The organism is Paenibacillus sp. Marseille-Q9583 (assembly GCF_976954365.1).
The window spans coordinates 128,606-139,856 of the sequence record NZ_CDRJTB010000008.1 but is presented as its reverse complement, the minus strand read 5'-3'; the positions used below and the strand labels follow the sequence as shown (position 1 = coordinate 139,856).

The 11,251-nt window shown below is 43.6% G+C and carries 10 protein-coding genes; 8 read left to right on the top strand and 2 right to left on the bottom strand.

Annotation, left to right across the window (positions count from 1 at the left end):
• Positions 1 to 57 precede the first annotated feature (57 nt).
• Entirely contained in the window at positions 58 to 753 is a 696-nt protein-coding gene (locus tag ACWNM1_RS06500) for a G1 family glutamic endopeptidase (protein ID WP_449600373.1), read from the bottom strand.
• Between the two features lie 109 nt (positions 754 to 862).
• Between ACWNM1_RS06500 and ACWNM1_RS06495 the strand changes: the two genes are divergently transcribed.
• Genes ACWNM1_RS06495 through ACWNM1_RS06485 form a run of 3 tightly spaced genes read left to right on the top strand, consistent with a single transcriptional unit; the run spans position 863 to position 3,004 of the window.
• Entirely contained in the window at positions 863 to 2,044 is a 1,182-nt protein-coding gene (locus ACWNM1_RS06495; RefSeq protein WP_449600372.1) for an MFS transporter, read from the top strand.
• 37 nt (positions 2,045 to 2,081) lie between these two features.
• Positions 2,082 to 2,609 (top strand): acyl-CoA thioesterase, encoded by a 528-nt coding sequence (locus ACWNM1_RS06490; protein ID WP_042186522.1) that lies wholly within the window; start codon positions 2,082 to 2,084, stop codon positions 2,607 to 2,609.
• Positions 2,606 to 3,004, top strand: a complete 399-nt coding sequence (locus ACWNM1_RS06485; RefSeq protein WP_042186523.1) for an FxsA family protein — start codon at positions 2,606 to 2,608, stop codon at positions 3,002 to 3,004. Before ACWNM1_RS06490 ends, ACWNM1_RS06485 begins: the two co-directional genes overlap by 4 nt.
• A gap of 91 nt (positions 3,005 to 3,095) precedes the next feature.
• Here ACWNM1_RS06485 and ytvI read toward each other — a convergent pair whose 3' ends face one another.
• On the bottom strand, positions 3,096 to 4,211 hold the full coding sequence (ytvI, locus tag ACWNM1_RS06480) for a sporulation integral membrane protein YtvI (protein ID WP_449600371.1): 1,116 nt from the start codon (positions 4,209 to 4,211) through the stop codon (positions 3,096 to 3,098).
• A 395-nt stretch (positions 4,212 to 4,606) separates the two neighbouring features.
• Here ytvI and ACWNM1_RS06475 point away from each other — a divergent pair, with 395 nt between their 5' ends.
• The 5 genes from ACWNM1_RS06475 to ACWNM1_RS06455 all read left to right on the top strand — a co-directional run bounded on the left by ACWNM1_RS06475 (position 4,607) and on the right by ACWNM1_RS06455 (position 11,142).
• Complete coding sequence (locus ACWNM1_RS06475; RefSeq protein WP_042186527.1) at positions 4,607 to 5,719, top strand: citrate/2-methylcitrate synthase; 1,113 nt, start codon at positions 4,607 to 4,609, stop codon at positions 5,717 to 5,719.
• A gap of 151 nt (positions 5,720 to 5,870) precedes the next feature.
• Positions 5,871 to 7,166, top strand: coding sequence for an NADP-dependent isocitrate dehydrogenase (gene icd, locus ACWNM1_RS06470; protein ID WP_042125986.1), 1,296 nt, complete (start codon positions 5,871 to 5,873; stop codon positions 7,164 to 7,166).
• A 56-nt stretch (positions 7,167 to 7,222) separates the two neighbouring features.
• Positions 7,223 to 8,164 carry a malate dehydrogenase gene (gene mdh, locus ACWNM1_RS06465; RefSeq protein WP_449600370.1) on the top strand — a complete coding sequence of 314 codons (942 nt, stop codon included), beginning with the start codon at positions 7,223 to 7,225 and terminating at the stop codon, positions 8,162 to 8,164.
• 173 nt (positions 8,165 to 8,337) lie between these two features.
• Positions 8,338 to 8,766 carry a hypothetical protein gene (locus ACWNM1_RS06460; protein ID WP_449600369.1) on the top strand — a complete coding sequence of 143 codons (429 nt, stop codon included), beginning with the start codon at positions 8,338 to 8,340 and terminating at the stop codon, positions 8,764 to 8,766.
• 189 nt (positions 8,767 to 8,955) lie between these two features.
• Positions 8,956 to 11,142 carry an S-layer homology domain-containing protein gene (locus ACWNM1_RS06455; RefSeq protein ID WP_449600368.1) on the top strand — a complete coding sequence of 729 codons (2,187 nt, stop codon included), beginning with the start codon at positions 8,956 to 8,958 and terminating at the stop codon, positions 11,140 to 11,142.
• Positions 11,143 to 11,251 lie beyond the last annotated feature (109 nt).

Genomic DNA, 11,251 nt, shown 5'->3' with positions numbered 1-11,251 from the left:
TAGTGAAAATCTACAAATGAGGCAGCTCTTTTTTTTGTACTGAATCCATTTATGCTGTTAGTATATACGTTTGACGCTAAAAGAGTCCCCTCGAGGGCTTGGACTGGAAGGAACCGCAACGGTGGTATTATTCTGGACCATGATCCCTCCATTAGAAAGAGTTAATCTAGGTCGTTTTCCATTGATTCGGCAGCAGTTGAAATAGGTAGTACCCACGCGGGCCAGCTTTGCGATGGAACCATCGACCTCAGGAGCCTCCATAATCCATTCGCCGGAGGTCTGCGGACCAGTATATCGCTGAAGCGTTCGGAAGGTCCAATTTCGGCTTAAATTCCGGAGTGTGATAGACCACTTCGTATGGTTTATTTTTGTGATAGTACCCTTCATATGATCTCCGGGGTATACTGGAAAAGGGATTACGGTCTCGACGTCAGGTAGTATTTCCCACCAGGCGTAATAACGGGCAATCCCATTTACGAATTCATGACCTGTTCCCGTCTGAATAAGGCTGCTGTTCTTGAAGCCGTCGATGCCAATCCATGCGGAGGAATAGGTGGATTTGTGGGTTGGTCTTACGTATGGGACGGTCCATTCGCCGGAAATGCGATTGAAGGCGCCTTTTCTACCAGTAACAGTGTAGCCACTCCAGTTCTTAGATGACCAGCCAAAAGCAGAGCTTTGTCTATTGCTCGCATTAGATTTGTCTGTTAGACAAGGATGATTTACCATGAGAGAGTTATATTTTATGCTCAACTTGTCCACCGCCTTTATAGTACTGCTATATTAAATGCGATGATTACATATGAAGTACGGGTGTTCTGTTAAAATATAAAAATATAAAGTTGGAGGACTCATAGTACAAATGGAAAAATTATCGAAGCTGCGCGGCTTTTATCTATTTTTAGGATTGGCCGGCGGTTCATTTGGCTCTTATCTTTCGCTGCTGCTGGTCCATAATGGACTTAATAGTGGACAGATAGGTATACTAATGGCAACAGGCACACTAGTTGCAATCACCATTCAGCCGATGTGGGGGATTATCTCTGATCGGTATAATCAGACGCGTTTAGTACTAATCCTAAGTGTGGCGGTTCCTGCCTTACTAGCCGTCTTTTATCGTTCGGAATATTTCATTGTACTTCTTCTGGTGTATACGTGCTCAACGATCTTCTCCTCTACACAGGCTCCTATAGCCGATTCTTACGCGATCTCGGCGGCGAATAGAGCTGGTGCCACTTACGGTAGCATCCGGCTTATGATGAGCATTGGAGCGGCTCTGGGAGCTTATGCAGGAGGGGTGTACGTATCAACCTTCTCTGTATCCACGATATGGCTACCTTTTCTCTTTTTTAATCTGATTGCAGTCCTTATTGCGTTTACATTGCCGAAGCAGGCGGAAGAGAATCATATGATGAGGCAATCGTTTACTCAGGGGGTAAGACAACTGCTGGGGAATCGGGTCTTCCTTGCGTTTTTGGGTGGCAGCTTTCTTGTGAACCAGACGATGGCTGCTTTTGGGACATACTTTGTAATCGCTTTTCAATCGGTAGGAGGGTCTACGCGCTATGCAGGGATTGCGCTCTTTCTCGCATCGGTGACGAATGTGCCTTCCATGCTGTTTGCTTCTAAGGTGATTAAGAGGTTGGGTCGTGAGCGGACCTTGCTGCTTGGGGCTCTTATTTATGTTTTGCGGTGGGGTATTCAGGTTGCTTTTCCTTATCCATCGGTAATGATCGGAGTGCAAGTGCTGCATGGGCTTTCATTTGGGTTCTTTTATATTGCTGCAGTCGAATATGTATCTCAGATCACGTCTAACGAGATGCAGGCCACTGGCCAAAGTGTATTTAATATGGTGTTTGCAGGTTTTTCTGGCATTGTCGGTAATTTACTGAATGGATTCTTGCTCAATCAAGGCGGGGTAGAAGTAATGAATCTGTCTTGTATGTTGAGCTCTATCGCAGGAGCAATGCTGCTGTTATATGTTGCCAGAAGCTCTCGGCGTAAATTATCGACGACGCTATCTTCTGGCGGGGCCCAGGCTTAACGCTTCCCTGCTGCTATGCTGAAAGGAGTATTTTTAGATGGAATTAGAACGAGCTGGCTTGCCCAGCCGATGGTATAAGTCGACCCTGCGTGTTCGCTATCAGGAAAGTGATCAGATGGGTGTCGTGTATCATGCGAATTATTTGAACTGGTTTGAGTCTGGTCGTACGGAGATGTTTCGTCAGGTTGGTTTTACTTATCGCGAACTTGAGAAACAAGGCGTCTTACTTCCTGTCACCTCAGCAGATTTGCAATTTAAAAGTCCGGCGCGATATGATGATCTTATCTCCGTGTATGCGCGAATGACTACCTTCTCAGCGTTACGAGTCGTATTTGAGTATCAAGTGCGGAGGCTTTCGGAAGAAGAAGGTGGAAATTCAGAAGATTTATTGGCTACTCTAGGGGAGTTGCGGTCGATGGATCCACCTGGGGAACTGCTGGTTACCGGCACGACAAGTCATGTTTGGGTGAACCAGGAATGGAGGCCTGCTAGGCTGGATAGAGCCCTTCCAGAGCTCTTTCACGCAATAAAAGAGGCGCTGCGGGAAGAAGGGGGTTCAGTATGATTAGAAGCAAATGGTTATGGGCTGGACTATTTATTATTCCTGCTGTGGAATTATTCGGTTTTATCTACGTAGCAGATCAACTTGGAGCATTTAAAACGTTGCTGCTTATGCTGACCACTTCAGTAATCGGTCTACTAATGATGCGATTTGAGGGTAAGAAAGTGCTGCAGGACAGCAGAACACATATGCAGGAGGGCCGCGTTCCTGGTCGGACGATGCTGGATGGTTTATGTATTTTTTTCGGAGGATTGCTACTGATATTGCCGGGTTTCGTAACCGATATTGTCGGTTTCACGCTAGTATTTCCATTAACTCGGCCTTTGTACCGTATATTTTTGCTGAAGTGGATTGAGAAGAAGATGAAGAATGGCACCTTCACCTTTTACCGTCGTTAGTATACTTTTTACAACAATAATAGAGCGGACCCCTGTCATTGCTGAAGGGGCCGCTCTGTTTGCTATTTTACGAATTGATGATTATCGGTTCCTATCTTAATCTGCCGCTAACAATGTAGCTGTGCAAAGCTCGGAATACGCCCGCTCGGTTAAAGGCAACAAGGACTACTAGGACAACGGGTCCGATGATCAGCCCTAGCATACCGAACAACTGCAGACCGGCGAACATGCCAATCAACATGGCAAGGGGATCAAGTCCGATGCTGCTGGCGAGCACTTTCGGCTCAAGCACCTGCCGGGTAATAAGAATAATAGCGTAAAGTATGGATAGTCCTATCCCTAGTGCCAGATTGTCCGTCATATAAGAATATAACGCCCAAGGCAGCATCACAATTCCCACACCGAGATAAGGCAGTAGATCCACAAAGCCAATCATTAAGCCGATAGCAAATGCAGACTTCACACCCAGCAGCAACAGCCCGATTACTACAATGATCGCTGTGATGGAGATCAGGATGACCTGGGCGCGAAGATAACCGAAGAGCGCTCTGCGTAAATCTCTCCAGATATCTGACACAGGCTTTAGGAATACTGTCGGCAGCCAGTCTGTAAGTTTATCATTATGACGCTCCCAACTCGTACTAATGAAGAAGGCAGCAAGGACAACGACGATAAGAATCGTACCCATACTAGGAAGTGCGGAGATCAGTTTCAATATTACATTAAAAAATCCCGTGACCACTTGCGTGACTGCGTAACCTACAGTTTCCGTTGTTCTGCTGATATTGCTGTCAATCGTAGCATGATAGTCAGGATTGTCTCGGTAGAATTGATTAATCTGGTTGATGATGTTCTGAATGCTTGCATTCTGGCTTAAGGACATCAGAAGATCCTTCCATTGGTCGGTGTGGAGATTAAAGGTTTGCAGCAAGACGATTAATTCTTTTACGAGTCTTGTAATCATCGCGGTTAAGACTAGTGTGATTCCGCCTATATAAAATAGCAGCGCAAGTGATACCGCAAGCCAGCTTGGTAATTTAAAGCCTTTAAGAATAAGTACTAATGGATGCATGATATATGCGAGCAGCCAAGCGAGCAACAGGGGGTATAACAGCGGAAGTAATAAATAGATTGCGAGCAGGAGGATGGAAGTTGCCAGAACGACCCACAGGCCGCGCAGCAGTCTTTTTAATATCAAACGATCCATACCGAGACCACACCTTCTTCATTCCTGCATAGACAGGGGAATAAGAGCTCGTCTTCATATATATTCATAGGATCGATTTAAAGACTAGACTGCGGGATAAATATTAGAATGGGCCGGAATCTCTAAACTGAAATGAAAAAATTGAATCAGGGGATTAGAAGTTTTTTTCTATCTCTCTGATAAAATCATTTGATGCGCTCCAAAGCTTCCACATTGTTCACATAACCGACAAAATCCAGTATGATGAATAAAGATACGAAGCATGTTGGTCATACAGCATTCCTGACGGAAATGTTCTTACACGCACTTATTAGATTTTTTAATGTTTTAAATTGGAAATGTTTTCATGGAACTAAGAATGTTTTTATACCTTGTTGGCAAAGGAGAGATATGCTATGACAGCTACCAAAGGCTTGGAAGGTATCGTTGCAACAACTTCATCCATTAGTTCTATTGTGGATGGTGTACTCACTTACCGCGGTTATGATATTGATGAACTTGCAGAACATGCTACCTTCGAAGAAACAGCTTATTTGTTATGGTTCGGCAGTCTGCCGACGGTGCCAGAGCTGGAAGCGCTCAAGCGGGATCTTAGTGCCTTCGCACAGATTCCTGAACAGGTAATCGAGCAAATGAAGCTCTATCCAAAAGACGCCAACACCATGGCAGCATTGCGGTCGGCTGTATCAAGCCTTGCTCTCTATGATGAAGCGGCTGACGATATGAGCAGAGAAGCTAACGAGATTAAGGCGGTAAAACTGCAAGCACAACTCCCAACTATTGTGGCGGCACTGTCGCGTATTCGCAAAGGGCTTGAACCAGTGGCTCCGAAAGAAGGCGTTTCTATTGCTGAGAACTTCCTGTATATGCTGTGGGGAAAAGAGCCGGACAGCGTATCTGTCAAAGCACTTGATACCGCACTTGTTCTTCATGCGGACCATGAGCTGAATGCTTCAACTTTTGCTGGCCGGGTTACAGTTGCGACATTATCCGATATTTATTCTGGGGTCACCTCCGCTATTGGTGCGCTCAAAGGCCCGCTTCACGGTGGGGCGAATGAAGCAGTTATGAAGATGCTAGAGGAGATCGGAAGTTTGGAAGCGGTTGAACCGTTTATTCGTAAGAAACTGGATAACCGTGAGAAAATCATGGGCTTCGGTCATCGAGTCTATAAGAATGGTGATCCACGTGCAAAACATTTGATGAAAATGTCGCTGGAGCTTGGCACGATGAAAAATGACACCACCCTTTACGACATGTCCGTAAATATTGAACAATTGATTACCGGGCAAAAGGGATTAAGACCGAATGTTGATTTCTATTCGGCTTCTGTTTATACACAGCTAGGCATAGATCGTGAACTGTTCACTCCTATTTTTGCAATTAGCCGGACTTCAGGTTGGACTGCGCATATTCTGGAGCAATATACAGATAACCGCATTATTCGTCCACGTGCAGAATATACGGGTATGGTTGAACAGAAATACGTTCCAGTAGACGAAAGATAAAAGAGCAGCCTTGCGGGCTGCTCCTAAAGTTTAGTAGAATGAACCCTAGCAATAGTGTTTTAAATTTTTGATTTTAATGATGATGAGAGTTTTGTTCGATGCTTGTCAATGCTATTTAAATCCCACAAAACTTTAGGAGGAATACACTCAAATGTTGAAACTAGAAAAATTCGATCTACCTACAGAAGGCGAACAAATCACGATTAAAGAAGGAAAACTACAAGTTCCGAATAATCCAATCATTCCTTTTATCGAGGGTGACGGCACAGGCCGTGATATTTGGAAAGCTTCCAAGCGCGTACTTGATGCAGCAGTAACTAAAGCTTATGGTGGCACTAAGCAAATCGCTTGGTACGAAGTATTTGCTGGCGAAAAAGCTTTCAATACATATGGTGAATGGTTGCCAAATGATACGTTGGAAGCTATCCGCGAATATTTTGTGGCGATCAAGGGACCACTTACTACCCCAATCGGAGGCGGTATTCGTTCATTAAATGTAGCTTTGCGTCAAGAATTGGATTTGTACGTATGTCTGCGTCCAGTTCGTTATTTCCAAGGTGTACCTTCTCCTGTTAAACGTCCTGAGCTGGTGGATATGGTTATTTTCCGTGAGAATACAGAGGATATCTATGCAGGGATTGAATATCAAGAAGGCTCTGCTGAAGTGAAGAAAGTCATTGAATTCCTGCAAAAAGAGATGGGAGTTAACAAAATCCGTTTCCCTGAAACTTCTGGTATTGGTATCAAACCGGTATCCTCTGAAGGTTCGAAGCGCTTGGTGCGCGCTGCAATTGAATATGCGATCAAACACGGACGCAAGAGCGTAACGCTTGTTCACAAAGGAAACATCATGAAGTTCACTGAAGGTGCCTTCAAAAACTGGGGTTATGAAGTAGCTGAGCAAGAGTTCGGAGATAAGGTCTTCACTTGGAGTCAATATGATGTGATTAAGGAACGTGACGGTGAGGCTGCCGCTAATGCTGCTCAGAAGGATGCTGAAGCTGCTGGTAAAATCATTATCAAGGATGCAATTGCGGATATCGCGCTGCAACAAGTTCTGACTCGTCCAACTGATTTCGATGTTATTGCTACGTTGAACCTGAACGGGGATTACCTGTCCGACGCACTGGCTGCACAAATCGGCGGCATCGGCATCGCTCCTGGAGCGAACATTAACTACATTACTGGCCATGCCATCTTTGAAGCTACCCATGGTACAGCTCCTAAATATGCAGACAAAGACGTTGTGAATCCTGGTTCTGTTATTCTGTCCGGCGTAATGCTCTTGGAGCACTTGGGCTGGCAGGAAGCAGCGGACCTGATTTATAAAGGTATGGAAACTGCTATCAACAATAAGACCGTGACTTATGACTTTGCCCGTCTGATGGAAGGTGCAACTGAGCTGAAATGCTCCGCATTTGCAGACGAAATTATTAACCACCTATAGGTTAGATTAGCCAGATAACATTAGCCTTACCTTTATCATTTCTAGGAGGCGAATCTGTGGCGATCAAGCGTTATAAAATTACAGTGGTAGGTGCCGGTTTTACCGGCGCTACTACAGCTCTTATGTTAGCTCAAAAGGAACTTGGAGACGTTGTGCTGCTCGATATTCCACAAATGGAGAACCCAACCAAGGGTAAGGCGCTTGACATGCAAGAAGCAGGTCCTGTGCAGAGATTCGACAGTCATATTATAGGAACCTCAAGTTATGAAGATGCTGTAGATTCTGATATTGTAATTATCACTGCAGGGATTGCCCGTAAACCTGGGATGAGCCGCGACGATCTTGTGAATATCAATGCAGGGATTGTAAAGTCGGTATGCGAGAACGTAAGAGATGTAGCACCGGAATCCATCGTTATTATTTTGAGTAATCCGGTAGATGCGATGACTTATGCTGCATTTGAAGCGTTAGGCTTTCCGAAAAACCGCGTAATTGGACAATCCGGTGTGCTGGATACAGCGCGTTACTGCACTTTTATTGCACAAGAGCTGAACGTATCCGTTGAAGATGTACGTGGTTTCGTAATAGGCGGACACGGCAATGATATGGTACCGCTCGTTCGTTATTCTAGTGTCGGAGGCATTCCAATCGATACATTGATTCCTACGGATCGTATCGAGGAGATTGTGAAGCGTACACGTGAGGGTGGCGGGGAAATCGTTGACCTTTTAGGAAATGGTAGTGCGTATTATGCTCCTGCAGCCTCTTTAGTTCAGATGACGGAAGCGATCTTGAAGGATAAGAAACGGATCATTCCGGTTATTGCCTTGCTTGAAGGCAAATATGGTTATGACAATCTGTTTCTGGGTGTTCCAGCTCTTCTTGGTGCGAATGGGATTGAGAAGATCTTTGAACTGGAGCTTACGGCTGAGGAGAAAGCGGCATTAGATAAGTCCGCGGAGTCCGTACGTAGCGTAACAGCTATATTATCTGTGTAGATTGTGTCAGATGTAAGGGGAGAGTCCCGAAGGCCGGGAAATGGCTTAAGGGCTCTCTCTTTTTTTATATCAACAACTTCAAAGAATGGACACCTAAGTTGCTTTTCTTATTCTTATATTATGGGTATAATTATATGTAACTATTATCACAGTTAAATTGGAGGAGATATGATATGGATTGGAACATTTTGTTTTTCTTACATATGATCGGGACGCTGGCACTAGGATTTTACCTTGTACTGCCTTTCATCATCGGTCGTGCTGAAAAATTGTCGCCTGCAGCAAAAGAAGGTACGTTAAGTGCAGTTACTGGATTTAACCGCTTTGCACAGTATGGTTTGGTAATTCAACTACTTACTGGTGGTTACATGATGACCAAGGGTGATTATTCAGTAGCATGGATGATCATTATTGTTGTACTGCTGCTAGCCATGTTTGCGCTTGGTGGTATTATGAGCAAGCCCCTGCGTCTTGCTGCTGCTGGAATTCGTGAGAACCGTGACGTTAAAGCAGAAACAGGCAAATTGCGTACGCTTAGTGCGCTGCTGTCAGTATCATTGCTGCTCATGGTATTCTTCATGGTGTTTAACGACATTATTTAATCTGTAGCACTATGAGCCCGCTTCCGTAAAGGAGAGCGGGTTTTTTGTGTGTTGAGAATATCACAGTAGTTATTTCTTAGAGAAAAAAACGTTTTCAATTACGTAGTAATAGAGTAATATAAAAATGTTTATGCGATTGGTTTAAAATTACAATTATTTTATTATCTGAGGGATTACGGGGGAGTTTGGATGGGTGTGAAGTTAAGAAGGATTGTGAGTGTAAGCTTGAGTCTCAGTTTAGTATTTAGTTCGTTGGGTTCCGTATCCGCAGCAGCAGATAGCTCGGTTAAAGACTATGAGGGTCACTGGGCGCAGCAGCAGATCGAAAGCTGGTTAGAGAAGGGCTGGTTAAAAGGATTTGAAGATGGATCGGTAAAGCCTAATCAAAGCATTTCGAGAGCTGAATTTGTTGCCCTTGTGAATCGTTTCTTCGAGATCACAAAGAGTCAACCAGTGAAATTTACTGATTTGCCTGCAAGCGGCTTGGTGTATGAGGAATTCTCCAAGGCAGTTACGCAAGGTTACATAATGGGCTATGGCGATAAGGTTCGCCCAAATGATCCTGTTACCCGCCAGGAGGTTGCGGTAATTATCAGTAAGCTACTGAGATTAGAAGAGCCTCAAAATCTCTCAGTGCTAGATCAATTCAAAGATCGTGACCAGATTGCATCGTGGAGTGAGAAAAAGATAGCTGGAATGATTAATAGTGGAAGTATGAAAGGTTATCCTAACGGAAATTTTGCACCAGCACAGGCCATGACTCGTGCTGAGGCGGTAGCGTTATTGGAATCCATGAATAAATCATCGGGCGGCGGCCCAGTTTTTATCTCCAAACCAACAGTATTTGGCAGCAATGACCCTGCTCATTTATATGGTCATAAGAGTGTAACAGTAAGTACTTATGGAGTTACCCTTCAAAACTTAATTATATATGAAGATTTGCTTTTGGATGAAGGCATTGGAGAAGGTGAAGTATCTTTAGATAATGTAACTGTAAAAGGAAAAGTCATTGTTAAGGGTGGCGGTGTTAATTCTATACACTTTAAAAATTCTATCATAGAGCAAGTAGTCGTTCAGAGAAAAGGCGGAGTTGTTCGTCTTGTAACTGAAGGAGCAACTCAAATCAAGAATATATTTGTACAGACTGGAGCAATTCTCAATCTAGGCCAAGGGACTACAGTTAGTAAGGTTATTCTGGATGCACTCACAAAGGTAACTGGACCAGGTCAGCTATTATCTGTAACGGTGAATGATGGGGCAAAAGGGTCTTCGTTTGAGAAAAAGCCCGATCTGTTAGAGGGATCTCAGAAGGATTCCATCACTATGCCTACTCCCACCGTTACACCTACTGTAGGAGCGGCTGCTGGCGGTTCGAGCGGTGGTGGAGGCGGTAGTGGTGGTAGTGGAGGGGAAACACCAACAACCACACCAACACCAACACCAACGCCTGCGGTGAATGTTCCCGAAGTGAACGGCATAACTTTAGTACAGGAGGCTGTATATAAATACACGAATGCAGCTACTATTACAATTAAGATGACTGGATTATCACACGAAATATTTAGCAAAATTGATCACGCAGAGTATTATTTCACTACCGTTCCTGAAGAAACATTAGATTGGGCAAAAAAACGTGAGAGCTTCCCTGTATCTCCTTTAATTAGTTTTCCAATCTACTCAGAGCATGTAAAGGATTATATGACGATAATTTTATTTGATAAGAATGGTACACCCTTTGGTTATAAGACAATAAAATTAGATCTAAATGTGAAATATACTACTCTTGATATGTCTGCGGTAACTAAATATAGTGAGGGTGTAAACATTACAGGAGCTAGCAATTCGCAATACATTGCAAATAGCATCTCCCTGACTCCTGCATTTGTTCAACAACATCCCGAAGTGAAGTACTTTACTTCAACCTCAAATACAGTACCTCAAGTTATTGTGGATCCTGCTAAGGATTTTAATGTTGAGCATATTTCGTCTACAATTGCTTATTTAATTGGGATCTCGAGTAATAACTTTTTTGAGGTTTCTTATGAAAGTTTTGATTACGATGAATCACCATTTTATACTCAACCGAATTTTGAAGAGGAATATATGGTCCTTCTATATGATTCGGAGTTAAAGGTGTTAGGCTATTATCAGGGCAAGGCTAATTTGACCGATCAACAGAAAGCACATAATGTAGCATTCAAAATTGGCAAGCTTCCCACTGTAGATCTGTTAGCTTTAAGTGATGAGGCAGCTGTAAACTGGGTGTATGATCGATATATGAAGCTAACCGATGATCAAAAGAAACAGATTGCGGTAGATACTGTAAATAAAATTATTGATCTTAAGGCAAAATTGCTTTTGCTGAAACAAAGCTGATTATCGTTAAACAATAAGGACTGTTCCGAATAGCCATTTTAGGCTTAGGGGACAGTCCTTTTTTAGTGTTCAAAAAAACTTCTAATTGTTTGATTTTACCTGCAATGTG

Bases quoted from the DNA above. Each gene is read 5' to 3' on its own strand.
- ACWNM1_RS06495 (WP_449600372.1), top strand. From the start codon at position 863: ATGGAAAAATTATCGAAGCTGCGCGGCTTTTATCTATTTTTAGGATTG.
- ACWNM1_RS06490 (WP_042186522.1), top strand. From the start codon at position 2,082: ATGGAATTAGAACGAGCTGGCTTGCCCAGCCGATGGTATAAGTCGACC.
- ACWNM1_RS06485 (WP_042186523.1), top strand. From the start codon at position 2,606: ATGATTAGAAGCAAATGGTTATGGGCTGGACTATTTATTATTCCTGCT.
- ytvI (WP_449600371.1), bottom strand. From the start codon at position 4,211: ATGGATCGTTTGATATTAAAAAGACTGCTGCGCGGCCTGTGGGTCGTT.
- ACWNM1_RS06475 (WP_042186527.1), top strand. From the start codon at position 4,607: ATGACAGCTACCAAAGGCTTGGAAGGTATCGTTGCAACAACTTCATCC.
- icd (WP_042125986.1), top strand. From the start codon at position 5,871: ATGTTGAAACTAGAAAAATTCGATCTACCTACAGAAGGCGAACAAATC.
- ACWNM1_RS06460 (WP_449600369.1), top strand. From the start codon at position 8,338: ATGGATTGGAACATTTTGTTTTTCTTACATATGATCGGGACGCTGGCA.
- ACWNM1_RS06455 (WP_449600368.1), top strand. From the start codon at position 8,956: ATGGGTGTGAAGTTAAGAAGGATTGTGAGTGTAAGCTTGAGTCTCAGT.